Here is a 25,189-nt window from a genome sequence, read left to right on the forward strand (position 1 = left end):
GCATCCGTCGCGTTCGAGGGCGGGAACGATTGAGGTGAGCTTTTCCTCAGAAGCATCAGTGAAGAAGTATCCCCACAGCATGGGCTTCGACATGTCCCATTTCGCGCCGCTCGCGATGCTCGAAAACATCTCTTCCAATTGTTCGAGTTCGATCATTTGATGACTCTGTATACAGTTCGTACGGCGCACTCTACAGTGGACGGGCGCGACCAACCTTCGCGCCACTCGGCGGAAGTCGCATGTCGGCCAGTACCCGCTTTCGAGCGACTTATCTCCATCAATACGGTGGCCTCACGCTGAATGAGAGGGCTGCTTGCAAACTGGGGCATGCGCGAGCCACCGCGGCCCGGCGCCCGCAGACAAATTCCAGCAATGAATGCCAAGTACGATTTTCCGTACCACCCCATCGCATTGGCTGCCATGCTTCATCGTCCGCCGTCTCCAGCCATCGCTCACTGGTTCTGTCTGCTGGTCCTGGCCACGGGGTTCGCGGGCTGTGCGTCGACACCGCCCACCGCCGAGGACACGATGCCTGCATCGACTCGGTGGCGCGACGAGCGCGCGCAAACTGCGGCCTGCCGCGCAACGCTCGACGCGCTGCGCGACGATCTGGGCCGCTCGCCGACGACCTCGGTGATGGCTGTGCATGGCCGCGACGTCGTTTTCCGTTTCGGACCGGTAGACCACGCGACAGCCATCAACTCGGGTCGCAAGAGCCTGCTCGCGATGCTCTACGGCACGCCTGTCGAACAAGGCACGATTCGTCTCGATGACACGCTCGCGACCCTCGGCGTCGACGACCTCGGCGGCTTGCTGCCGATCGAGCGCAAGGCGCGCGTTCGCGACCTGCTCGCCGCGCGCTCCGGCGTCTACCATGCCGCCGCAAACTCCGGCGATGACAGCGCTGCGGCGCCACCCCGTGGCTCGCAACGAGCGGGCAGCTACTTCTTGTATAACAACTGGGACTTCAACGCCGCGGGTGACATCTACGAGCAACTCACCCACCGCGACATCTATCAGGCCTTCGCGGAGGACATTGCCACCCCGCTCGGGTTGGAGGATTTTCGCGTCGAGCGGGAGCATCGCAGCGGTGACGCCACCCGGTCAATCCACCTCGCGTACCACTTCCACCTGTCGGCGCGGGACATGGCGCGCATCGGCGAACTGATGCTGGCCCATGGTGCCTGGAATGGTCGGCAACTCGTCCCGGCCGACTGGACGAAGACAATCACCACGCCAATGACACGCGCCGCCGAGATGCACCCGCCCCACGTCGCTCGCAAAGGCATCGACTACGGCTACTTGTGGTGGATTCCAGAGGAGCCGCAGGACTCGCCACTGGCCGGCTCGTACTTTGCCTGGGGTTACTTCGGCCAGTTCATCCTTGTCATTCCGAAGCGCGACATGGTGGTCGTCCACAAGTACGAGACGCATGCGGCGCCTGGAGACAGGATCCCCCGGCTTGACGCACCTCAGTTCCTTGCACTAGCGCGGCGCATTCTGGACGCGCCTTGCCCCTGATGATCCGACCGGGCGAAGGGCGCTTGTGGGTCATGAGGAGGAGATCCCGGCTCCTTGCAGACAACTCGCGGTCGGTGTTGGTGTCTGAGAACGACCTTGCGGGTAGCCGCCGTCTGCTATCGGGCGTGCAAACTGCCAACCTCAATGTCGCTGATGGGTCGATAGCTCTACTTCGCAGCTCCTGAGAGCAGGCGCTCAACAGAGCTTGATCGAGGAGTGTCACGGGCCTCAGCTGCGTCAAATACCTCCGCGTTTCGCCGTGCTGTCGTCGACACATCGCGCCGTCTGCTCCGTCGCTACGGCGATGTTTGCCGTTGCCCGTTGTCTCAAGGGCTCTTTGCCTGCGAGGACGTTGGGACGAGTGGTGGGAAGAATCCACTCAATCAAGCTCCAGCGAGCACAGGGCTTGGGGGAGTCGAAATGCTGAGTTGTGCCGTGGAACGGGTTCGATTCCCTTCACCCGCTCCACCCCACTGAATGATCCCTTGAACCTCGACGCAGGGTTCAGTTGCATGACCTGCTCATATGGTTGTATCGTGCAACCATATGGACATGGGCGATGTCGTGAAACCGGAGCGTTCCCTGGTCGAGGAGATCCGGGCCGCCTCGCGCTCCATGGCGCGCGACTGGGGTTTCATGGGCGGCCGATTCGCGGGCGCGGACCTGTCGCCGTCCGCTGTCCATGCCCTGATCGAAATCGATGCCGGCGAAGTCAGTGCCAGGGACCTGAGCGTGCGCCTGCGCCTGGAAAAATCCAGCGTCAGCCGGATGCTGCGCAAGCTGGTGGACTCGGGCGATGTCTGCGAGGCGCTTGGCAGCCACGACAGTCGGATCAAGCTGCTCTCGCTGACCCCGGTGGGTCGGCGGCGCGTGGCGGCGATCCACGCTCACGCGCGTGGGCAAGTCGCGGACGCATTGGGCCGCCTGACGCGCGGCCAGCACCACACCGTGCTTGACGGCCTGCGGCTCTACAGCGAGGCGCTCTCGGGCGTGCAGCAGACGCACCTCGATCCGTCAACGGTCGAGGTGATGCCGGGCTACCAGCCCGGGCTCATCGCCAGGATCACCCAGATGCATGCGCTGCGCGACGCAAGAGAGTCCGGCTTCGGACAACGCTTCGAGTCCGTTGTGGCGGCAGGGCTGGCGGATTTCTGCGACAGGCTCGGCAAACCCAGGAATGCCATCTGGACGGCCCATCAAGCTGGCGACATCGTCGGCTCGGTTGCCATCGACGGCGATGAGCCGGGCGCCGGCGTCGCGCACCTGCGCTGGTTCATCGTGGATGACGGAACCCGCGGCAGCGGGGTGGGGCGCAAGCTGCTGGCCAGCGCGTTGGACTTCGCCGACGGCCAGGGATTCGCTGAAACCCACCTGTGGGCCCTCAATGGCTCGTCTGCCGGTCGGCATCTCTGTGAGTCGCATGGCTTCGTCTGCGAGGAAGAGCGGCCTGCCACCCAGTGGGGCAAGGGAATTCTGGAACAGCGTTTCGCGAGGAGGCGACCATGAGTTCGACGCCAACCATCGAGGAACTCGCCGGCGCGGCTCCGGACCTTCCCCCCTCGGGCCGCCTGAAGGGCCGGGTGTGCCTGGTCACCGGAGCCACGAGCGGGATCGGTCGTGCAACCGCACTGCGAATGGCCGCGGAAGGCGCCGCCGCCGTGGTCGTGACGGGCCGCCGGGAGGAACTCGGCCAGTCACTCGCGGTCGAGGTCCGTGAGCGCGGTGCCGAATGCCTCTTCGTCGCGGCCGATGCGACCCGTGAGCACGACATCGTCTCGACGCTCCAGCAGGCACACGCCCGCTTCGGCAGGCTGGACGCCGTGTTCAACAACGCGGGCTGTCAGGAACGCCGAGGCCCGTTGGTGGCGCAAAGCGACGAGGTGTACAGCCGCGTGTTCGACACGAATGTGCGAGCACTCTTTCATTCCATGCGCCATGCGATTACGGCCATGCTGGCGAGTGGAGGCGGCACGATCGTCAACAACACCAGCGTGAGCGGGATCCGCAATCCCAATGCGGGACTGTCGCTCTACAGCGCGTCGAAGGCGGCAGCCAACTCGCTCACGCGCTCGGCCGCGATGGAATATGCGCCGGCAGGGATTCGAATCAACGCGGTCGCGCCGGGACGCGTGCTCACGGACATGATGCTTTCATCCGGCATTGCGGACATGCGCACCGTCGCGGCCGGCCTGCCGCTGCGCAGAATGGGTCATCCCGAAGAAGTGGCCGCCGCCGCGATCTGGCTGATGTCTGATGAGGCGCGCTATGTCGTGGGTCATGTGCTGGCGACCGACGGAGGATTCCTGGCGGGGTAGGCGCCATTCCCCTGGCGATTCAGTTCGCGCCTGGCCGGCTGCGCAGCCCTCGGCGAGTCCGAACCGCCGCGCTCAGCTCGCGAAGCAGGGGTTCCGTCTGCGTCCAGCCCAGGCAAGCGTCGGTGATGGACACGCCGGGCTGGAGATCGGCCTTGGTCTGGCCCGCCAGCAGGTCCTGGCGACCCGGTTGCAAGTGGCTCTCGATCATGACGCCGGTGATGCGCTCGTCGCCGCCGGCGATCTGGCCGGCCACGTCGCGTCCGACATCGACCTGGCGCTCGTACTTCTTGCTGGAGTTGGCGTGCGAAAAGTCGATCATCACCTGCTCGCGCAGCCCCGAGGCCTTGAGCCCTTCGCAGGCCGCGCCGACGGATGCCGCGTCGTAGTTGGGAACCTTGCCGCCCCGCAGGATGACGTGGCAGTCCTCGTTGCCGCGGGTCTCGAAGATCGCGGCCATGCCCATCTTCGTCATGCCCATGAAGGCGTGCGCCGAGCGCGCGGCGAGCACGGCGTCGCTCGCGACCTTGATGCCGCCGTCGGTGCCGTTCTTGAAGCCGACCGGGCACGACAGGCCCGACGCCAGCTGGCGGTGGCTCTGGCTCTCGGTCGTGCGCGCGCCGATGGCGCCCCAGGCGATCAGGTCGGAGATGTACTGCGGAGACAGCAGGTCCAGGAACTCGGTGCCGGCCGGCAGGCCCAGGCCGTTCACGTCCAGAAGCAGCTGGCGGGCCAGGCGCAGGCCCTCGTTCATGTGGAAGCTGCCGTCCAGGCGTGGATCGTTGATGTAGCCCTTCCAGCCGACCGTGGTGCGCGGCTTCTCGAAGTAGACGCGCATCACGATGAGCAGGTCGCGGCTCAGTTCATCGCGGGCGGTCTTCAGCAGCCGCGCATAGTCCATCGCCTGGTCGTGGTCGTGGATCGAGCAGGGGCCGACCACCACCAGCAGCCGGTCGTCGCGGCCATGCAGCACGGCGCCGATCTCCTGCCGCGCGCGCGCCACCACATCGAGTGCCCGGTCCGGGGCCGGCAGCTCTTCCAGCAGCAACGCCGGGCTGATCAGCGCACGCACGGCACCGATGCGGGTGTCGTCGGTGCGGGTGGCGTCGACGGTCGACGGTTCGTCTTCGTGGGCGTGTGTGGCGGCGGTGTTCATTCGTTGGATTCTGGCATCCCGAGCAAACGATCTCCGCGAGACGTTGAGACTGCAGTTCCGTGCGAGCGGATGAGAAGATGAACGCTGACACCCAATGACGGATCGGAGATTTCCGGATGGAAGAATCCATCGCCTTTTGCCAGGCCCACGCCGACGACGCCGATGCGCTGGTGTCCTTGCGGATCGAAGCGATGCGCGAGAGCCTGGAGCGAGCGGGGCGCTTCGACGCGGCGAGGGCGCGGCAGCGCTTCCTGTCCGGCTTCTCGCCGGAACACACGCGCCACATCGTGCTCGACGGCGAGAAGGTCGGCTTCGTGGTGGTCAAGCCCCATGCGCAGGGCCTGCTGCTCGATCATCTCTACGTCCGTCCGCTGCACCAGGGCAAGGGCGTCGGTGCCGTGGTGCTGGCGCGGGTCTTCGCCGAGGCCGATGCAGTGGGCGCCGCGTTGCGTGTCGGGGCCTTGCGCGGCAGCGATTCGAACCGCTTCTACGCACGGCACGGCTTCGTGCTGGTGGAGGAGGCGGAGTTCGACAACTGCTACGTCCGTCCACCAGGCGCTGTCGTGCCGTCACCGTTGAGCCTCGTCTGGCCGTCCGCCGCTCACCTGCCCGGTTACGTGGCGGCACTCGAACGCGGATGGTCCGCGGACAACGTTCGCGGCCAAGCGGCGGCCGACGAGGAACTGGCCGCGATCCGGCGTGACGGCGAAGCTTTTCTGGCCCGTCTGGTCGACCGTGAGGCGAAGGGTGCCGACGTCACGCTGCCGGACGGCTCGACGGTGCCGCGCCTTCCCGGTTTCCGGCGTTGGCTGTGGGACGGGGAGTTCTGCGGCGCCATCGGCTTGCGCTGGCAGCGCGGAACGCAGGCGCTGCCGCCACACTGCCTCGGGCACATCGGTTATGCCGTGGTTCCGTGGAAGCGAGGGCGCGGGTACGCCACCCGCGCGCTCGGCTTGCTGCTGCCGCAAGCCAGGGCGGAGGGCCTGCGCTTCGTCGAGATCACGACGGACCCGGAGAACATCGCCTCGCAGCGGGTGATCGCGGCCAACGGCGGCCGGTTGCATGAGCGCTTCACGAAGCCCGCGCAGTTCGGCGGAACACCGGGGCTGCGGTACCGGATCGAGCTCGACGCGGTCGCCTGACATGCCGACCATGCTGCGCATCGGCCTCATCTCGGACACCCACAATCTCATCGTCAACGGCAGTTCAGTGAGCGCCCGCACCGTGGAGTTTGTCGGGCAGAACGCCGGCTGACAGCTTCAGTGCAAGCTGCCGCTCCAGCGCTTGCGCAGCGGCGGACCATGGCGCACCGGTGGCGCCGCGGGGGCCGCCGGCACGACCGGGCCTGGCGCGGGGGGCGGACTGTCGTGCGCCGGCTTTGGCGCGGCGGCGCAGCCGACGGGAAGCGCAACCGGGCAACGAAAAGCGATCGTGTGAACCATGGCGAGGCTTGTAGGCCTGGAGCCGGCCGCCGTCTGTGCGGTATCCCACACCCGCTATGCGCGCCATCGCACCGACGCACCGGCCACCGCCGTGCAAGCTGAAGCGATTCGACCCACCTCGCACGCGACGCCATTCGCCGCACCCGGAAGGCACCATGCCCAAGCGACTTCCCCAGCGCGGCCACAGCAGCTACGCGGCTGCTGAGGATGCCCTCACCGCCGAGGGTGAGTACATCGAGCACCGCGCCGGTCCGGGCGAGCGCCCGGGCGAAGCCGAACCGTCCGAACGCACGCGGCTGATGGCGCAGTTCGCGATCCGCTACGACGGCAGCCACTACAAGTGCAACGGATTCCGCTACCTCCACCTGGCCGACGCGGTCCACTACGCACGGTTGGTCAGCGCGCGCGAGGCCGATCAGGTGCGCCAGCGCGAAAGCGCCCACCCGGGCATCGACACACCCAGCGATGCCGAGCGCAGCACCATGGCGGCGCTGGCGATCTCCTGCAAGGATGGCGTGTATTCGTTCGCCGGCTTCGACTACCACCATCTCAGCGACGCGGTGCACTTCGCGACGCTGGCGCATGGCTCGGACGGCCAGGACCATCCCGGCTGAAGGATGACGGGCCCCGCGTCGCTGCGTGGCGCTCCGGTGCGCACTGCATCACGCAGTCGCCGTTCCCCGGCCCCCTGAAGTCCATCCGTCCGGTTCCGAACCGGTCGCGCCTGCTGCGTACCCTGCTTGGCTGCCACCGTTGGCGGCGATGAAGGGGACCGTGATGGTGGATGACGAAGTGGGCGGCGTGGGCTTGCTGGCGCAGCTGGGTCTCGGTGGCCTCGCGCTCGGCGAATGCCGGGCCAGCGAACTCATGCTGGAAGGCGACATCCGCATGCTGCTCGAAGTCAGCGAGGAGGGCCTGCTGACCATCGCGGCGGCGCTGCCGGGCGTGGTGACCGAGTACGACGACAGCCTGCTCGCGATGTCGCCGGCCGACGTGGTGCTCGGCGACACGCGGGGCGGCGCGCCGGTCCACATCAGTGCCGAGCTGGGCCACCTCATCGTCTGGGCCGACCATCTGCTCGAGACGGGCGACGGTGCGCAGGTGCTTGCGCTGCTCGACAGCGTGGCGACGCAGGCGTCCGCGCTGGCCGCGGCGCGCGCATCCCACCGAAGCGAGGCGCCCGCAGTCGCTCGCACGAAGACGATCTCGCTCGCTAAACTGCGGCTCAACGAAGTCCGGAGGCGACGCTCGATGAACCAAGCCCTTTGCCGCGTGCTGTGGATCGACGGCCAGCCGTCCGACGCCGACATCGGTTCCGCCGTGCTGCAAAGCCGGCTCGGCGCCGGCTTCGATGTCCGCACGGCCGCCGGCCTGGATTGCAAGGAGGCCCGCGAGGCCCATTCCGAGGTGATCGTGCTCGCGCTCGGCACCGATGCGGCCGACGTGGTGCTCGGCTGGCCGGCGCTCGCGGTGGCCGCGGCCGATGCGGCGCTGGTGGTGCTGGCGCCGGCCGTGGACGATGCGCAGGCGCATCGCCTGGTCGAGGCGGGCGTGCAGGACATCGTGTTCCACGCCGATCTCGGCTCGCTCGCGCAGCGCCTGCGGCTGGCCGCCGCGCGCAAGGCGAGCGAGCGCGAGGCGCGCAAGGCCTACGCGACCGACCTGACGACCGGCCTGCCGAACCGCATCCAGCTGATCGAGCACCTGAGCCAGGTGCTGGCGCTGCGCGAGCGCGAACCGGCACCGGTCAGCCTGCTGGTGTTCCGCATGGACGGCTTCCCCGCCATCGAGGCTGCGCACGGGCTGGAGTCGGCCAACGTCGTGCGCCGCAAGGTCGCGGTGCGGCTGCGCGGCGGGGTGCGCGCGAGCGATGTGGTGGCGTCGCTCGGCACCGATGTGTTCGCGGTGCTGCTGCCGTCCACCGAATCGCCGGCCGATGCGCAGCGCGTCGTCGACAAGCTGGTGCGCGTGCTGCGCGATCCGTTCAACGTGGCCGGCATCACGGTGGGCGTGAAGGCGCATGTCGGCGTCGCGCAGTTCCCGCAGGACGGGCAGCAGCCCGACGAGCTGCTGCGGCACGCGGCCGCCGCGGCGCTGGCGGGCGCCTACGGGGCGCAGGGGGCGGCGAACGACTGACGCTTGCGGCGAGTGGGGCGAACACCCCTCAATGAGCGTCGGCTGTGGCCTGTTCAAGCAGCTGCTCAGCAAGTTGTCCGATCGCGCCGGGTCGTCGTTTGGCTTCAGCGGAAAGCCCTTCTTCTGTGCCGCAATCGCGACAGACGATGGACAAGCGCAGCGCATCAAGCAACGCATCGTCGTCGAGATCGGCGCGGACAGAGTTGGCGACAGCCAACACGAACGTGCGAGATGCCGCGCTGCCATTCTCGATTGCGACTGACAGCAGCGATGCGTTGTCGCCATCGGGCTCGGCCGGGGTGGTGAGCGTGGCTGCCGTCCAGCGGGGCATGCCGAATCCGCTCAGCCAGTCGTCCAGCGCTCTGAGGTCTTCCTCCAATGTTCGCCCGCCGTTTTCTAACTGCGGCCGCAACTGTCCCTCGAACCGTCCCTTCACTGCGCGTTTGGCTTCGCGCACGAAGGCGAGTTGAACAGCCTTGGGCATGGTGCGTGGAGACAATCGGCAGATCTCCTCCAAGTAGTTCTCCACCACGATGCCCAATGCCGTCGCGAGCGTCAGCTGTCGTAGCTTTTGATTCAATCCATCTCTTTCAAATCGAGACCGGTACGCGCTGAGCGTCTCTGCTTTACGGGATCCGTCGGGGTGCTTGCGCCAGTGGGCGATCGGGTCTTCGGTCGAAGGGACGTAGATGTTCGTCGCCGTGGATTGGGAGTATGAAAATAGATTGGCTGGTGGCCTCCAGGCATAGATTTCAGCGTCGTCGCGGATCCGTTCCTTCTGACCTACCAATTCGGAGACCGAGATGCGATATGTATCGTCTGCCTCTTTGCGGCAGATCCTCTGACTCCAAGTCACGGCGTGAGCATGGCAAGCGACTCCGTCCACTTGCAACGCGCGCATCATGACGAGAATCGGCAATCCGGTTGCCTGATGCAGCCGCTCAATGCCATCGTTGCATCGGCCTCCGAACGAACGGCAGCCGAGTGAATCGGCCACGATGAGATAGCTGGATCCTGCCTCGCGAACGAAGGCAATGGGCGCGCTGTGCGATCCGTTGTCACAGACGAAGGCCTTGCGCATCGGCGGCGCATCAACTGCAACCAGATCCGGCAGGAGTGTCGCGGCATGAAGATGGAAGTCAGCCACGCCAATCGGGTCTCCGTTGCCCGTGAGAGGCATGACAATCTCGGCCTCGTCGACGAGGGCTGCCATACGACATGCCAGCAACAGACCTTCGGGGGTCGCCACCTTGGATCGGGCTTCGCCGCGTTTGTCCTTGCTGAGTTCGAAATGGCGGACCGAGTCTTTGCATTCGGGCACACCAAAGTACGGTCGGAGTCCAGCGATTTCCAGACACAGGAGGTGCATCCAGCCGGGAACGCCGGGGCACCAAGCCGGGACATTCGCCAGATTGTCGGGCAATGAAAGTTTCCAGGCGTTGGTGTCGCCGCCGGCATGGGCCACCAGCTGTTCGACAAGCAGTGGCGGAATGCCCGAAATGGCGGCAAATGATTCTGCAGAAAATCCGCCAAAGAGAAGGTCGCGTGATGGTGGGGTTTCCAGCAAGCCTTGCAGCTTCAGGCAGACATCTGCTGAGCACGGCGTCGTTTGGCGATAGGCATCAATCCGTTGCTCCAGTGATTGCGCTGTTGTTGCCTGGAGACCAGCCTGTGCACCGTGAAGGTATTGGGTCGTGGATTGAGGGGTGAAGGGGCGAATGGGAGTTTGTGGGGTACTGCGGTACTGCATGTGAGGGTCTTTGGTGATCGACGCCCACCGCCCAAATCCTTCGCTGTCTTTTTATCAATGAATGCAGCAGATTTCCCAACGCAGGCAAGCGTCTTCACCTTAGGAACATGGGTGACCCTGCCGTTCCAAGAGACGCATACCTGTCTCGACCGCCGGGTTCTCCTGGCCGAGTTCCTGCGTCTTACTTCTGGATGTCCCCCAGGCACAGGTACTTCACCTCGACGTAGTCGTCGATCCCGTGGTGCGAGCCCTCGCGCCCGAGCCCCGATTGCTTCACGCCGCCGAACGGCACCTCGGCGGTCGAGATCAGCCCGGTGTTGATGCCGACCATGCCGTACTCCAGCGCCTCGCCGACGCGGAAGATGCGGCCGATGTCGCGGCTGTAGAAGTAGCTCGCGAGCCCGAACTCGGTGTCGTTGGCCATCGCGATCGCCTCGGCCTCGGTCGTGAAGCGGAACACCGGCGCCACCGGGCCGAAGGTCTCCTCGCGCGCGCACAGCATCTCGCTGGTCGCGCCCGACAGCACCGTCGGCTCGAAGAAGCGCGTGCCGAACCTGTGCCCGCCGATCACGAGCTTCGCACCCTTCGCGGTGGCGTCGGCCACGTGCCGCTCGATCTTCTCGATCGCCGCGTCGTCGATCATCGGCCCTTGCGTCACGCCGGCCTCGAAGCCGTTGCCGACCTTGATCGTCTTCGTCTTCTCGGCCAGCTTCGCGACGAACGCGTCGTAGACGCCGTCCTGCACGTAGAGCCGGTTGGCGCAGACGCAGGTCTGGCCGGCGTTGCGGTACTTGCTGACCAGCGCCCCCTCGACCGCGCTGTCGAGGTCGGCGTCGTCGAACACGATGAACGGCGCATTGCCGCCGAGCTCCAGCGACAGCTTCTTGATGGTCGGCGCGCACTGCTTCATCAGGATGCGGCCGACCTCGGTCGAGCCGGTGAACGACAGGTGGCGCACCCGATCGCTCTCGCACAACACCTGGCCCACCGCGATCGAGTTGCTGCCATCGGCCGTGACGACGTTCAGCACGCCCGGCGGCATGCCGGCACGCTGCGCCAGCTCGGCCACCGCCAGCGCCGACAGCGGCGTCTGCTCGGCCGGCTTGATCACCACCGGGCAGCCGGCGGCCAGCGCCGGCGCGACCTTGCGCGTGATCATCGCGATCGGAAAATTCCACGGCGTGATCGCCGCGCACACGCCGACCGGCTGCTTGATCACCAGGTAGCGCTTGCCGTTGTCGGTGGTCGGCACCGTCTCGCCGTAGACGCGGCGCGATTCCTCGGCGAACCACTCGATGAAGCTGGCGCCGTAGCCGACCTCGCCCTTGGCCTCGGCCAGCGGCTTGCCCTGCTCGGCGGTCATGATGCGCGCCAGGTCGTCGGCATTCGCCATCAGCAGGTGGAACCACTTCATCAAGATCGCCGCGCGCTCCTTCGCGGTCATGCCGCGCCAGGCCGGCCAGGCCTGGTGTGCGGCCGCCACGGCGGCCTGCGTCTCGGTGGCGCCGAGGTTGGCCACGTCGACCAGCTTCAGGCTCGTCGCCGGGTCGTTCACGTCGAAGCGCGCGTTGCCGGCCACCCATTCGCCGCCGATCAGCGCATCGGTCTTCAGCAGGCCGGGGTCCTTCAGCGTGGCCAGCGGGGAGGTCTTCATGTCCATGTCTCGTCTCCTTTGCGGGGGAGGGTCTCAGGTCAGCGCTTGCGTCCGCGCAGCCACTCCAGCACGAGCAGCAGCCCGGTCGTGAAGAGGATCAGCAGCGTCGCCACCGCCGCGATGGTCGGCGTGATGTTCTCGCGGATGCCGGTGAACATCTGGCGCGGCAGCGTCACCTGCTCCGGCCCGGCCAGGAACAGCGTGACGACCACCTCGTCGAACGAGGTCGCGAAGGCGAACAGCGCGCCCGAGATCACGCCCGGCGCGATCACCGGCAGCGTGATGCGGAAGAAGGTGCGCAGCGGCGTCTCGCCCAGGCTCAGGCTGGCCCGCACCAGGTTCTGGTTGAAGCCCTGCAGCGTGGCCAGCACGGTGGTCAGCACGAAGGGCGCGCCGAGCGCGGCGTGCACGAGGATCAGCGCGGTGTAGCTGTCGGCCAGCCCGGCGTTCGCGAAGAACAGGTAGGTGCTGACGCCGACGACGACGATCGGCACCACCATCGGTGCGATCAGCAGGCTCATCAGCAGCCCCTTGAACGGGAAGTCGCTGCGCGAGAGGCCGACCGCGGCCAGCGTGCCCAGCACGGTGGCGATCACCGTCGCGGCGGGCGCGACGATGAAGCTGTTCTTCGTCGCGCGCGCCCATTCGGCCGACGTGAAGAGGTTCTGGTACCACTTCAGCGACCAGCCGGGGATCGGGTACGCGAGGAACGAGCTGTCGCTGAACGACAGCGGGATGATCACCAGGATCGGCAGCAGCAGGAACGCCAGCACGCCGACGCAGGCCGCGCGCACGGCCCACCAGCCGGCCTGGTCGAGCGGCGTGGCGTAGGCGGGAAAGACGGGCAGCTTCATCCGAGGCTCAATTCCGACTTCACGACGCGACGGTACACCGCATAGAGCGCGAGCGTCGCCGACAGCAGCAATGCCCCCAGCCCGCAGGCCATGCCCCAGTTGATGTTCACGTTGGTGTACTGCGCGATGTAGTAGCTCAGCATCTGGTCGTCGGCACCGCCCAGCAGCGCCGGCGTCACGTAGTAGCCGATCGACAGGATGAACACCAGCAGCACGCCGGCGCCGATGCCGGGAAAGGTCTGCGGCACGTAGACGCGGAAGAACGCCGCCAGCGGCGGGCTGCCCAGCGACACGGCCGCGCGCAGGTAGGTGGCGGGCACGCTCTTCATCACGCTGTACAGCGGCAGGATCATGAAGGGCAGCAGGATGTGCGTCATCGCGATGACGACGCCCAGGCGGTTGAACAGCAGCGGCAGCGGCTCGTCGATCAGGCCGAGGCCCATCAGCCCGCGGTTCACCAGGCCCTGCGACTGCAGCAGCACGATCCATGCAGCCACGCGCACCAGGATCGAGGTCCAGAACGGCACCAGCACCAGGATCATCAGCACGTTGGCGCGGCGCGCCGGCAGCGTCGACAGCCACCACGCGAGCGGGTAGCCGAGCAGCAGGCAGCACAGCGTGACGACCGCGCTGATCGCGAAGGTGCGGCCGAGGATGCGGGCGAAGGCGCGCTGGTCTTCGGGCATGCGCTCGACCTGGCCGGCGGCGTCGCGGCGCAGGTCGACGGCGGCGAGCAGGTAGTCGGGTGTCCAGCGCGAGCCGTTCTTCGCGATCGCCTGCCAGTAGCGCGGCTCGGCCCAGCGTTCGTCGAGCGCGAGCAGCGTCGCCCGGATGCCGGCGGCATCGGGTGCGCTGGCCAGCGGCAGGGCGCGGTAGGTGCCCATCACCAGCGAGCGGGCGCCCGCCACCTCGGTGTTGAGCCGGCGCGCCACCGCGCCGGCATCGGAGCTGTCGGGCAGCGTGCCGAGGTCGGCCACCAGCGCGGCGAAGGCGTCGGGCGCCGGCACCGCGTGGCGGTCCCAGGCCGCGAGCGCCGCCACCGTGCGCGGCAGCGCGGTCGCGACCTCCGGGTTCTCGACCGCCCGCTTCAGCAGCGCGGCGATCGGCACCAGGAAGGTCACCAGCAGGAACAGCAGCAGCGGCAGCGTCAGCGAGAACGCCTGCAGCCGGCGTCCCAGGGTCACTGCGCGGCCCAGGACGCGAAGCGCTTCTCCAGTTCCTCGCCCTGGTCGGCCCAGAACTTCAGGTTGAACTGCAGCGCGTCCTTCGAGTTCGCCGGCGAGGTCGGCAGGTTGCCGAGCGTCTTCGCATCGAGCTTCGCCAGCGCCTTGGTGTTGGTCGGACCGTAGGCGATGTTCTTCGCGTACTCGGCCTGCGCCTCGGGCGTGCTCGCGAAGGCGATGAACCTGACGGCCGCGTCCTTGTTCGGCGTGCCCTTCGGGATCACCCAGTAGTCGAGGTCGTAGATGCCGCCGGTCCAGGTGATCTTCAGGTTCTTGCCTTCACGGTTCGCGGCGTCGATGCGGCCGTTGAAGACCGTCGTCAGCGCGACGTCGCCGGCCACCAGGAACTGCGGCGGTTGCGCGCCGGCCTCCCACCACTGGATGCTCGGCTTCAGCTCGGTCAGCTTCTTGAACGCGCGCTCGGCGCCTTCCTTGGTGGCCAGCACCTTGTACACGTCGGCCGGCTTCACGCCCTCGGCCATCAGCGCGAACTCGAGGTTGTAGCGCGCCCCCTTGCGCATGCCGCGCTTGCCGGGGAATTTCTTCAGGTCCCAGAAATCGGCCCAGGTGCTCGGCGTGCCCTTCAGCTTGTCGCCGTTGTAGGCCATCACGGTCGACCACACGAAGATGCCGATGCCGCAGTCGCTGACCGCCGCCGGCAGCAGGTCGGCCTTGCCGCCGAGCTTGCTGTAGTCGAGCTTCTCGAACAGGCCCTCGTCGCAGCCGCGCGCCACGTCGGGCGATTCGACCTCGACCACGTCCCAGGTCACCTTCTTCGTCTCGACCATGGCCTTGATCTTGGCCTGCTCGCCGTTGTATTCGACCGGCACGACCTTGGTGCCGGTCTTCTCGAACGGCTCGTAGTAGGCCTTCTTCTGCGCGTTCGCGTTCGCGCCGCCGAAGTTGACGACGGTGATCTGCTGCTGCGCGAACGCCGGCAGCGCGAAGCCGACGGCGAACGCCAGGCTCAGGAGGGTCTTCTTCATGACGTGGGTCCTTCGGGTGATGAATCAGGTCGAACGAATCAAAGCGAATAGATGCGCGTGTGCTCCGGCGGCAGCTCCAGCCAGACGACGTCGCCGGCGCGCGGCGCGGCCTGGCCGGCCAGCGGCAGCTTCACCGACCCCGCGGCCTGGCCGTCGCCGATCGTGCACAGCAGCCGCAGGTGGTCGCCGAAGTAGATGACGCTGTCCACGCGCGCCTGCAGCAGGTTGCCGCGCTCGGCCGGCGGCTGGGGGTGCAGGCGGATGCGCTCCGGGCGGATGCAGGCCTCCACCGTGGCGCCGACGGCCGCGCCGTTCACGTTGACGCCGGTCAGCACGCGCCCGTCGGCCAGCACGATGCCGCAGCGCTCGCCGGCGTCGTCGGCGTGGGTCGCGCGCACCGTGCCGCGCACGATGGTGCTGTCGCCGATGAAGCCGGCCACGAAGCGATTCGCCGGTGCCTCGTACATCGCCTCCACCGGCGCGAGCATCTGCACCGTGCCGTCGTTGAACACCGCCACGCGGTCGCTCATCGTCAGCGCCTCGCCCTGGTCGTGCGTCACGTAGACGAAGGTGACGCCGAGCTGCCGGTGCAGCTCCTTCAACTCGATCTGCATGTGCTCGCGCAACTGCTTGTCGAGCGCGCCCAGCGGCTCGTCCATCAGCACCAGCTGCGGCTCGAACACCAGCGCGCGGGCCAGCGCCACGCGCTGCTGCTGGCCGCCCGAGAGCTGTGCCGGCGAGCGCTCGGCCATGCCGCTCAGCCGCACCATCTCGAGCGCCCGCGCGACGCGCCTGGCCTGCTCGTCGCGCGGCACCCGGCGCACCGTCAGCGGGTAGGCCACGTTCTGCCCGACCGTCAGGTGCGGGAACAGCGCGTAGTTCTGGAACACCATGCCGAAGTGGCGCTTGTGCGGCGGCGTGCGGGTGATCGGCCTGCCGTCGAGCAGGATGTCGCCGGCGGTCGGCGATTCGAAGCCGGCCAGCATCATCAGCGTGGTCGTCTTGCCCGAGCCCGAGGGGCCGAGCAGCGTCAGGAACTCGCCGCGGTGGATGTCGAGGTCGAGCCCCCGCACCACCAGGTGGCTGCCGTCGTAGGTCTTCTGCACGCCGCGAAAGCGCACCAGCGGCTCGGCCGGGGCGCCTTGCGGCGCGGCGGGTGGTTCGGTTGCGCGGGATGGCTCGGACAACACGGGCGTGCGCTCCTCGTTCTCGACCAGGACGGCAGTATGAGCCGCAAACGGTCGACTTTAGGGGCCGCACCGGCGCGCCGCCATGTACAGCGGGGCCGGCGTTTCGGTGTACTGTGCAGGGCGCAGGGCCTGTACATGCAAGCCCTGATCCGGTGCGCCATGCACGAAGCCGTACCCCCGCCCATGCGCCCCCCGCCACGCCGATGCTCACCCTGAACCCGAACTCCCCGCTGCCGCTGGTCGGCCAGATCGTCGACGGCCTGCGCGGCCTGATCGCCGGGCAGTCGCTGAAGCCCGGTGCGAAGCTGCCGTCGATCCGCGCCTTTGCCGCGGCGCACGGCGTCAGCGTGTTCACCGTCGTCGAGGCCTACGACCGGCTGGTCGCGCAGGGCTGGCTGGTGTCGCGGGCCAACGCCGGCTTCTTCGTGCGCCGCCGCAGCGGCGAGCCGCCGGCCGCCAGCCCCGCGCCCAAGCCGGTGGCCGAGCTGCGCTTCGATGCGCAGTGGTACCTGAAGCAGATCTTCGAGAACCGCAACCTCGCGCTGAAGCCCGGCTGCGGCTGGCTGCCGCACGACTGGCTGTTCGAGGACGGCGTGCGGCGCAGCCTGCGCCAGATGGCGGCCGATGGCGCCGAGCTGGGCGGCTACGGGCTGCCGCACGGGCACATGGCGCTGCGCATCCTGGTGGCCGAATCGCTGGCCGAGCACCAGATCGCCGTCAGCGCCGAACAGGTGCTGCTGACCCAGGGGTCGAGCCAGGCGCTCGACCTGGTCGCCCGCCGGCTGCTGAAGCCGGGCGACGCGGTGCTGGTCGACGACCCCGGCTACCCCAACCTGATGTTCATGCTGCGCTTCCTCGGGGCGCGGCTGATCGGCGTGCCGCGCACGCCCGCCGGCTACGACCTGCCGGCGCTGGAAGCGCTGCTGGCCGAGCACAAGCCCCGCGCCTTCTTCACGCAGCCGCGGCTGCAGAGCCCGACCAGCTCGGTGACGCCGCTGGCGCAGTTGTTCCGGCTGCTGCAGCTGGCCGATGCGCACGACCTGACGCTGGTCGAGAACGACATCTACGCCGACATGGACCCCGAGCCGCGGGCCTCGCTCGCGAGCCTCGACGCGCTGCGGCGGGTGGTCCACGTCGGCAGCTACTCGAAGACGATCTCGCCGAACATCCGCGTCGGCTATGTCGTCGCCCGGCCGGACCTGCTGGACGAACTGGCGCAGCTGAAGATGGTGTCGGGGCTGACCTCGTCGGACATCACCGAGCGGCTGGCCTTCGGCGCGCTGACCGAAGGCCGCTGGCGCAAGCACCTGAAATCGCTGCGCGACCGGCTCGCCGAGGCGCACGGCCGGGTGGCGCAGCGGCTGGTCGGCATGGGCTTCGAGCTGTTCAGCGAGCCGAAGGCGGGGCTGTACCTGTGGGCGCGTCATCCCGATCTGCCCGATGGCGCCGAGCTGTCGCGGCATGCGGTGGGCGAGGGCATCATGCTCGGGCCGGGGCAGCTGTTCCTGGTCGAGCCGCGGCCCACCGGCTGGCTGCGCTTCAACGTGGCCTTCAGCGACGACGAGCGGCTGTACCGCTTCCTGGCGGCGCAGATCCGGCTGCACGAGGCGGCGTGAACCCGTGCCTTTCCTATAATCGCCGGTTCCGCCGAGACAGCCCAGCCAACCGAGAAAGAACCGGATGAAAGCCTCCGAGATCCGCGACACCTTCCTGAAGTTCTTCGAATCGAAGGGCCACACCATCGTCGCGTCGAGCCCGCTGGTACCCGCCAACGACCCGACGCTGATGTTCACCAACTCGGGCATGGTGCAGTTCAAGGACGTGTTCCTCGGCAGCGACAAGCGCCCCTACGTGCGCGCCGCCTCCGTCCAGGCCTGCCTGCGGGCCGGCGGCAAGCACAACGACCTCGAGAACGTCGGCTACACCGCGCGCCACCACACCTTCTTCGAGATGCTGGGCAACTGGAGCTTCGGCGATTACTTCAAGCACGACGCACTCACCTGGGCCTGGGAGCTGCTGACCCAGGTCTACAAGCTGCCGGCCGACAAGCTCTGGGCCACCGTCTACATCGACGACGACGAGGCCTACGACATCTGGACCAAGGTGATCGGCCTGCCACCCGAGCGCGTGGTGCGCATCGGCGACAACAAGGGCGCGAAGTACGCCTCCGACAACTTCTGGATGATGGCCGACACCGGCCCCTGTGGCCCGTGCTCGGAGATCTTCTACGACCACGGCCCCGGCATCGCCGGCGGCCCGCCCGGCTCGCCCGATGCCGATGGCGACCGCTACATCGAGATCTGGAACAACGTGTTCATGCAGTTCGACATGCAGCCCGACGGCAGCATCAGGAAGCTGCCGGCGCCCTGCGTCGACACCGGCATGGGCCTGGAGCGCCTGACGGCCATCCTGCAGCACGTGCACAGCAACTACGAGATCGACCTGTTCGACCGGTTGATCCGCGCAGCCTCGCGTGAAACCGGCGAGAAGGACCTGTCGAACAAGAGCCTGCGCGTGATCGCCGACCACATCCGCGCGACCGCCTTCCTGGTCAGCGACGGCGTGATCCCGAGCAACGAAGGCCGCGGCTACGTGCAGCGCCGCATCATCCGCCGCGGCATCCGCCACGGCTACAAGCTCGGCCAGAAGAAGCCGTTCTTCCACAAGCTGGTGGCCGACCTGGTCAGCGAGATGGGCGCGGCCTACCCGAAGCTCGTCGCCGACCAGCAGCACATCACCGACACGCTGAAGGCCGAAGAGGTGCGCTTCTTCGAGACCCTGGCCAACGGCATGGAGATCCTCGACGCCGCGCTGGCCGGCGGCCAGAAGACGCTGCCGGGCGACGTGGCCTTCAAGCTGCACGACACCTACGGCTTCCCGCTCGACCTGACGCAGGACGTCTGCCGCGAGCGCAACGTCGAGGTCGACGAGGTCGGCTTCGGCGCGGCGATGGAGCAGCAGAAGGCGGCCGGCCGCGCGGCGGGCAAGTTCAAGATGGCGCGCGCGGTCGAGTACACCGGCTCCGGCCATGAATTCACCGGCTACGAGCACCTCGAAGAGAAGGCGGTCGTCGCCGCGCTCTACCAGGAAGGCAGCCCGGTGCAGCAGCTGCTCGAAGGCCAGACCGGCATTGTCGTGCTGAGCATCACGCCGTTCTACGCCGAGAGCGGCGGCCAGGTCGGCGACCAGGGCTCGCTGAGTGCCGAAGGCGCGCTGTTCGGCGTGCAGGACACCCAGAAGATCAAGGCCGACGTGTTCGGCCACCATGGCGTGATGAGCCAGGGCAAGCTGTCGGTGGGCGACACCGTCACCGCGCGCGTCGACGGCAAGCTGCGCGCCGCCACCGTGCGCAACCACAGCGCCACCCACCTGATGCACAAGGCGCTGCGCGAAGTGCTGGGCACGCATGTGCAGCAGAAGGGCTCGCTGGTCGATGCCGAGAAGACCCGCTTCGATTTCGCGCACAACGCGCCGGTCACGCCGCAGCAGATCGCCGAGATCGAGCGCCGCGTCAATGAAGAGATCCTCGCCAACGCGGCCACGCAGGCGCGCGTGATGGACATCGAATCGGCGCAGAAGACCGGCGCGATGATGCTGTTCGGCGAGAAGTACGGCGAGACGGTGCGCGTGCTCGACATCGGCAGCAGCCGCGAGCTGTGCGGCGGCACGCACGTGCAGCGCACCGGCGACATCGGCCTGTTCAAGGTGGTGGCCGAAGGCGGCGTGGCCGCCGGCGTGCGCCGCATCGAGGCGGTGACCGGTGCCAACGCGCTGACCTACCTGCAGACGCTCGAAGGCACGGTGCACCAGCTGGCCGCCACGCTGAAGGCCGCGCCCACCGAGGTGCCGCAGCGCCTCGCACAGGTACTCGATCAGGTGCGGGCGCTCGAGAAGGAACTGGGCGCCGTGAAGGGCAAGCTGGCCTCGTCGCAGGGCGACGAGCTGGTCGGCCAGGCGATCGACGTGAAGGGCCTGAAGGTGCTGGCCGCGCGCCTCGAAGGCGCCGATGCGAAGACGTTGCGCGAGACGCTCGACAAGCTGAAGGACAAGCTGAAGAGCGCGGTCATCGTGCTCGCCGCGGTCGACGGCGACAAGGTGCAGCTGGCCGCCGGCGTCACGGCCGACAGCACCGGCAAGGTCAAGGCGGGCGAGCTGGTCAACTTCGTCGCGCAGCAGGTCGGCGGCAAGGGCGGCGGCAAGGCCGACATCGCGATGGCCGGCGGCACCGATGCGTCGCAGCTGCCGCAGGCGCTGGCCTCGGTGCAGGGCTGGGTGGCGGCCAAGCTCTGAGCATGCTGAGCTGGCAGATCCGGCTCTGCCGGCCCGAGGACGAAGCGGCCGTGATCGCGCTGTGGCAGGCCTGCGGCCTGACCCGGCCGTGGAACGACCCGTCGAAAGACATCGCGCGCAAGTTCGCCGAGCAGCCCGAGCTGTTCGCGGTGGCCGAGTGCGATGGTGAGCTGGTCGGCAGCGTGATGGCCGGTTATGACGGCCATCGCGGCTGGATCAACTACCTGGCCGTCACGCCGAAGTTGCAGCGCGGCGGCCTCGGCCGGGCGCTGGTCGACTGGGCCGAGCTGCGGTTGCGCGAGCGCGGCTGCCCGAAGATCAACCTGCAGATCCGCCGCGGCAACACCGCGGTGATCGCGTTCTACGAGAGCCTCGGCTTCTCGGAAGACGACGTGATGAGCATGGGCAAGCGCCTCGAGCGCGACGACTGAGCGCGTCCCCGGCCCCCCCGCGATCGGGGCACCCTGACATTTGACCCTCGGACAGACCCTCTTGTGCCGGGCCGGCCGAGCACCGATAAGAGACCTGTCGAGAGCGCGCCATGCCTGGCCGCGCTGCCGATCCGAAGTGGACAGCCTTGACAGGAGGTCTCTCATGCTGGTTCGAACCCTGGCCCGAATCCGCGCCTGCCCGCGCGCCCTGATGCTGACGGTGCTGGTCGCTGCGGCGCTCGCGACACCGCCCTTCGCCGGCAAAGCCCGCGCGGCCGACGCCCGACCCGCCGCCGCCACGCCGCTCGCCGAGGCGCAGCAGGTGGTCGACTCGGCGGTGCGCTGCGGCAACGAGCCCCGCGTCGACGCCGGCCCGCCGGCGCAACCCGGCAAATCCATCGCGCTGGTGATCGAGGACCTGCGCAACGGCGGCGTGCTGGCGGCCTCGCTGGGCTTTCGCGAAGCGGCCGCGGCGATCGGCTGGACCGTCAAGGTCTTCGACCTCGGCGGCATCGTCGCCAACCGCGACAAGGTCATGCAGGAGGTGATGGCCTTCCACCCCGACGGCATCGCGCTGATGGGCGGGCTGACGCTCGAAGGCTCGGCGACCAAGGGCTACGGCCCCTACGACCTGGTGCCGTTCGAGCGGCGCGGCATCGTGCTGGTCAGCTGGCATGCCAACCCGTGGCCCGGCCCGATCGCCGGCACGCCGGTGCGCACCAACGTCACCAGCGATCCGCTGCTGGTGGCCCGCATGGCGGCCTCGAAGGCGATCATCGACGCCGGTGGCCGCGCCGGCGTGGTGATCTTCACCGACTCCAAGCTGGGGATGGCGATGACCAAGGCCCATGCGATGGCCGAGGTGATCCGCGCCTGCAAGGCGTGCAAGGTGCTCGAGATGCTGGATGTCGGCATGGAGGAAACCGGTTCGCGCATGGCCGCCGTCACGGCCCAGCTGCTGCAGCGCTACGGTCCGAGCCTGACCCATGCGCTGGCCGTCAACGACATCTACTTCGACTACATGGTGCCGGCGCTGATCACCGCGCAGCAGCCCGGCGCCGGCGTGCGGTTGATCTCCGGTGGCGACGGCAGCTCGTCGGCCTTCCTGCGCATCGCGGCGAAATCGTTCCAGACCGCGACCGCCGCCGATCCGCTGAACCAGCAGGGCTGGCAGACCGTGGACGAGTTGAACCGGCTGTTCGCGCACCAGCCGACCAGCGGCTTCGTCGCGCCGCCGCGCCTGGTCACCGCCGAGAACATCGCCTGCGAAGGCGGCTCGCGCATGCTCTACGACCCCGACAACGGTTACCGCGACGCCTACCGGCGGCTCTGGAAGCGCTGACACCCGCCGGCCGGTGGTTCCGTGAAGCGGCGCCAGCTGTTGCCCCATTCGCTTCGCCGGCAGTTCGCGCTCGCGCTGGCGGGGCTGGCGCTGATCTTCGGGGCCGGCGGCCTCTTCGCGCTGTATGCCGTGCGGGAGGTGGCCGTCGCGTCGCGGCAACTGGCCGAGGAGCGGCTGCTGCGCGTGAGGCTGGCGCAGGACCTGGTGGCCGAGACCGCGACGATCGCCCTCGATGCCTCGCAGCTGATCAATGCCGACACCGGCATCGCGCTGCACGGCAGCTTCGAGCGCATGGAGCTGCACCTGCAGAAATTCGATGCCATCGTCACGCAGATCAGCACCACCAGCGGCGACCTGGTCGTGCTCGACCTGCACCAGGCCGGCCAGCTGCTGCGCAACTCGGCCAACGTGGCGACGCAGCTGCGCGAGGATTCGCTGAACACCGAGCTGCGCTGGCGGGCGCTGATGGAGGAACGCTTCGGCCGGCCCGAGGCACCGGTCGGCTCCGAGCGGCTGCCGCTGCTGGCGCTGCTGTACCAGCTGCGCGGCGCGACCCGGCCCGACGAGCTGGAGGGCCTGCGCGCGCGCCTGCCGCCGCTGCTGGCCTCGTCGGCACGGCAGCCGGGCCTGGCGACCGATGTGCGCGAGCTGTTCGCGATGCGCGACAAGCTGATCGCGCAGCACCGCATGATCACCGGCCTGCGCGACGAGATCGGCCGCCAGTCGCAGGCCATGGGGGCCGCGGCGGGCACCTGGTCGACCGCATCGTCCACCGCGTACCGCGAGGCGGTGCAGCAGGTGGTCGACGCGTCCGAGCGCCGCCAGCGCTGGATCTTCGCGCTGTTCATCGGCAGCGTGCTGGCGGCGGTCGCGGTGGCGCGGGTCTTCCTCGGCCACCACGTGATCGGCCGGCTGCAGGAGGTGAGCCAGCACCTGCGCAGCGACCACCCGCAGGCGCTGGCGGGGCTGGAGTCGACGAGCGGGCCGGTGAAGGTGCCGGTGCAGGGCGAGGACGAGATCGGCGGCATGGCGCGCGCGGTCGAGCGCTTCCTCGAGGACCGGCGGCAACTGGCGCAGACCCGGGCGTCGCTCGAGATCGAGCAGCAGCGGCTCGCGGCCATCATCGACCACACCGCCGACGGCATCCTGGTCGTGCGCGGCGAGCGCGTGCTGCAGCTCAACCCGGCCGGCGAGCGCATGTTCGGCCGGGCCGCGCCGCAGCGCGACGGGCTGGCCATGGCCCTCGGCGAGCTGCTGGCCGAGCTGGATCCGCCGCTCGAGGTCGAGCAGGCCACGCCGCGCAGTGCGATCGGGCTGCACCACGACGCGCGGCGTTTTCCGGTCGAGGTGTCGGTGAGCCGGATGTCGGTGCAGGACGCGGCGGGCGGCGAGCACGATGAACACGGCGGCGGCGCGCTGCGCGTGCTGGTGGTGCGCGACGCGACGCTGCGGCGTGCCGCCGAGCAGCAGCTCACCGCGGCGCGCGACGCGGCCATCGCGGCGCAGCGCGCGCAGACCACCTTCCTCGCCAACATGAGCCACGAGCTGCGCACGCCGCTGAACGGCATCCTCGGCTACACGCAGATCCTGCGCCTGGACCCCACGCTCGGCGAGCCGCAGGCGGCCGGCCTGAAGACCATCCAGAGCAGCGGCGAGCACCTGCTGATGCTGATCAACGACATCCTCGACATCGCGAAGATCGAGGCCGGCCGGCTCGACCTGCTGCCGGCGCCGGTCCACCCGGCCAGCTTCTTCGGGATGATCGGCGACCTGATCCGCATCAAGGCGCAGCAGAAGAACCTGGCGTTCTCGCTCGAGATCCACGGCGAGCTGCCCGAGGCGATGGAGGTCGACGAGCGGCGGCTGCGACAGGTGCTGCTGAACCTGCTGGGCAACGCGGTCAAGTTCAGCGACCACGGGCAGGTGCAGCTGGTCGTGCACCTGCTGAGCGTCGACGAGGACCGGGCGCAGCTGCGCTTCGAGGTCTGCGATTCCGGCATCGGCATGGATGCCGTGCAGATGGAGCGGCTGTTCCAGCCGTTCGCGCAGGTGCACGACGCGGCGCGCCGGGTGGCCGGCAGCGGCCTCGGGCTGTCGATCAGCCGGCAGCTGGTGCGCATGATGGGCGGCGACATCCTGGTGCGCAGCGTGCCCGAGGAGGGCAGCGTCTTCTGGTTCGAGCTGACGGTGCAGGTGCCGAAGACGGTGGCCGGCACCGCGCGCGTCGAGCGCAGCGCGATCGGCTATGCCGGCGCGCCGCGCAGCGTGCTGATCGTCGACGACATCGCCGAGAACCGCGAGATGCTGGCCTGGCTGCTGCGCCTGCTCGGCTTCCAGATCGACGAGGCGGACAACGGGCAGACGGCGATCGCGCGGGCGCAGGCCAAGAAGCCCGACCTGATCCTGATGGACATGATGATGCCGGTGATGGACGGGCTGCAGGCCACGCGGCACATCCGCGCGGACGAGGGTTTGAAGGAGGTGCCGATCATCGCGATCTCGGCCAGCGTGACGGCCGAGGACCGGCAGAAGTGGGTCGCGTCGGGCGGCAACGGCTTCGAGGCCAAGCCGGTGCGCCGCGAGAGCCTGCTGCGCCAGATGGGCGAGCTGCTCGACCTGACCTGGATCTACCGCGACGGTGAAGGCGACGCGCAGCCGCCGGCGGCGAGCGAGCCGCTGGCGCCGGAGTCGATCCCGGGCGCCGATGAGTTGCAGGAGCTGCACCGGCTGACGCTCGCGGGCAACATGGCGGCGATCTGCGACGAAGCGGAACGCCTGGCGCAGGCCGAGGCGCGCTACCGGCCGTTCGCCGACCGGGTGCGGCGCCTGGCGAACGAGTACCAGGTGCGGGCGCTGGGTGCGCTGGTGAAGGAGAGCATGGGGCCCAAGTGAAGGTTGATCC

The 25,189-nt window shown here is 68.5% G+C and carries 18 protein-coding genes; 11 read left to right on the forward strand and 7 right to left on the reverse strand.

Annotated features, from left to right (window positions below):
* The first annotated feature begins 372 nt into the window (after nucleotides 1-372).
* The 3 genes from ACXJLU_RS21395 (at nucleotide 373) to ACXJLU_RS21405 (ending at nucleotide 3,836) form a co-directional block, all read left to right on the forward strand.
* On the forward strand, nucleotides 373-1,521 hold the full coding sequence (locus ACXJLU_RS21395) for a serine hydrolase domain-containing protein (RefSeq protein ID WP_457334426.1): 1,149 nt from the start codon (nucleotides 373-375) through the stop codon (nucleotides 1,519-1,521).
* Nucleotides 1,522-2,073: 552 nt separating this feature from the next.
* Entirely contained in the window at nucleotides 2,074-3,027 is a 954-nt protein-coding gene (locus tag ACXJLU_RS21400; RefSeq protein ID WP_457334428.1) for a bifunctional helix-turn-helix transcriptional regulator/GNAT family N-acetyltransferase, read from the forward strand.
* Nucleotides 3,024-3,836, forward strand: coding sequence for an SDR family NAD(P)-dependent oxidoreductase (locus tag ACXJLU_RS21405; RefSeq protein WP_457334430.1), 813 nt, complete (start codon nucleotides 3,024-3,026; stop codon nucleotides 3,834-3,836). Before ACXJLU_RS21400 ends, ACXJLU_RS21405 begins: the two co-directional genes overlap by 4 nt.
* A gap of 19 nt (nucleotides 3,837-3,855) precedes the next feature.
* On the opposite strand, the gene ACXJLU_RS21410 is transcribed toward ACXJLU_RS21405, so the two are convergent.
* Nucleotides 3,856-4,989, reverse strand: a complete 1,134-nt coding sequence (locus ACXJLU_RS21410) for a 3-deoxy-7-phosphoheptulonate synthase (protein WP_457334432.1) — start codon at nucleotides 4,987-4,989, stop codon at nucleotides 3,856-3,858.
* 116 nt (nucleotides 4,990-5,105) lie between these two features.
* Here ACXJLU_RS21410 and ACXJLU_RS21415 point away from each other — a divergent pair, with 116 nt between their 5' ends.
* The 3 genes from ACXJLU_RS21415 (at nucleotide 5,106) to ACXJLU_RS21425 (ending at nucleotide 8,567) form a co-directional block, all read left to right on the forward strand.
* Nucleotides 5,106-6,131 (forward strand): GNAT family N-acetyltransferase, encoded by a 1,026-nt coding sequence (locus ACXJLU_RS21415; protein WP_457334434.1) that lies wholly within the window; start codon nucleotides 5,106-5,108, stop codon nucleotides 6,129-6,131.
* 455 nt (nucleotides 6,132-6,586) lie between these two features.
* Nucleotides 6,587-7,045 (forward strand): hypothetical protein, encoded by a 459-nt coding sequence (locus tag ACXJLU_RS21420; protein WP_457334436.1) that lies wholly within the window; start codon nucleotides 6,587-6,589, stop codon nucleotides 7,043-7,045.
* A 148-nt stretch (nucleotides 7,046-7,193) separates the two neighbouring features.
* The gene (locus ACXJLU_RS21425; protein ID WP_457334438.1) at nucleotides 7,194-8,567 is read left to right on the forward strand and encodes a diguanylate cyclase domain-containing protein; all 1,374 of its coding nucleotides are present in this window, start codon (nucleotides 7,194-7,196) and stop codon (nucleotides 8,565-8,567) included.
* A gap of 28 nt (nucleotides 8,568-8,595) precedes the next feature.
* On the opposite strand, the gene ACXJLU_RS21430 is transcribed toward ACXJLU_RS21425, so the two are convergent.
* The 6 genes from ACXJLU_RS21430 to ACXJLU_RS21455 form a co-directional block, all read right to left on the reverse strand.
* Complete coding sequence (locus ACXJLU_RS21430; protein ID WP_457334440.1) at nucleotides 8,596-10,317, reverse strand: hypothetical protein; 1,722 nt, start codon at nucleotides 10,315-10,317, stop codon at nucleotides 8,596-8,598.
* Between the two features lie 181 nt (nucleotides 10,318-10,498).
* Nucleotides 10,499-11,977 carry an NAD-dependent succinate-semialdehyde dehydrogenase gene (locus tag ACXJLU_RS21435; RefSeq protein WP_457334442.1) on the reverse strand — a complete coding sequence of 493 codons (1,479 nt, stop codon included), beginning with the start codon at nucleotides 11,975-11,977 and terminating at the stop codon, nucleotides 10,499-10,501.
* 32 nt (nucleotides 11,978-12,009) lie between these two features.
* Complete coding sequence (locus tag ACXJLU_RS21440) at nucleotides 12,010-12,825, reverse strand: ABC transporter permease (RefSeq protein WP_073467224.1); 816 nt, start codon at nucleotides 12,823-12,825, stop codon at nucleotides 12,010-12,012.
* Nucleotides 12,822-14,009 carry an ABC transporter permease gene (locus ACXJLU_RS21445; protein WP_457334444.1) on the reverse strand — a complete coding sequence of 396 codons (1,188 nt, stop codon included), beginning with the start codon at nucleotides 14,007-14,009 and terminating at the stop codon, nucleotides 12,822-12,824. The genes ACXJLU_RS21440 and ACXJLU_RS21445 overlap by 4 nt, the downstream gene beginning before the upstream one ends.
* Entirely contained in the window at nucleotides 14,006-15,034 is a 1,029-nt protein-coding gene (locus tag ACXJLU_RS21450) for an ABC transporter substrate-binding protein (RefSeq protein WP_457334446.1), read from the reverse strand. Before ACXJLU_RS21450 ends, ACXJLU_RS21445 begins: the two co-directional genes overlap by 4 nt.
* Nucleotides 15,035-15,072: 38 nt before the next feature.
* Complete coding sequence (locus ACXJLU_RS21455) at nucleotides 15,073-16,221, reverse strand: ABC transporter ATP-binding protein (RefSeq protein ID WP_457334448.1); 1,149 nt, start codon at nucleotides 16,219-16,221, stop codon at nucleotides 15,073-15,075.
* A gap of 206 nt (nucleotides 16,222-16,427) precedes the next feature.
* Between ACXJLU_RS21455 and ACXJLU_RS21460 the strand changes: the two genes are divergently transcribed.
* The 5 genes from ACXJLU_RS21460 (at nucleotide 16,428) to ACXJLU_RS21480 (ending at nucleotide 25,179) form a co-directional block, all read left to right on the forward strand.
* On the forward strand, nucleotides 16,428-17,840 hold the full coding sequence (locus tag ACXJLU_RS21460) for an aminotransferase-like domain-containing protein (RefSeq protein WP_457334450.1): 1,413 nt from the start codon (nucleotides 16,428-16,430) through the stop codon (nucleotides 17,838-17,840).
* Nucleotides 17,841-17,904: 64 nt separating this feature from the next.
* The gene (alaS, locus tag ACXJLU_RS21465) at nucleotides 17,905-20,514 is read left to right on the forward strand and encodes an alanine--tRNA ligase (protein ID WP_457334452.1); all 2,610 of its coding nucleotides are present in this window, start codon (nucleotides 17,905-17,907) and stop codon (nucleotides 20,512-20,514) included.
* Nucleotides 20,515-20,516: 2 nt separating this feature from the next.
* The gene (locus ACXJLU_RS21470; protein WP_457334453.1) at nucleotides 20,517-20,945 is read left to right on the forward strand and encodes a GNAT family acetyltransferase; all 429 of its coding nucleotides are present in this window, start codon (nucleotides 20,517-20,519) and stop codon (nucleotides 20,943-20,945) included.
* A 163-nt stretch (nucleotides 20,946-21,108) separates the two neighbouring features.
* Nucleotides 21,109-22,287: a substrate-binding domain-containing protein gene (locus ACXJLU_RS21475; RefSeq protein ID WP_457334455.1), complete on the forward strand. Its 1,179-nt coding sequence runs from the start codon at nucleotides 21,109-21,111 to the stop codon at nucleotides 22,285-22,287.
* A 39-nt stretch (nucleotides 22,288-22,326) separates the two neighbouring features.
* Nucleotides 22,327-25,179 carry a hybrid sensor histidine kinase/response regulator gene (locus ACXJLU_RS21480; RefSeq protein ID WP_457334457.1) on the forward strand — a complete coding sequence of 951 codons (2,853 nt, stop codon included), beginning with the start codon at nucleotides 22,327-22,329 and terminating at the stop codon, nucleotides 25,177-25,179.
* Nucleotides 25,180-25,189 lie beyond the last annotated feature (10 nt).

The sequence above is a fragment of the Rhizobacter sp. P5_C2 genome (assembly GCF_054049715.1).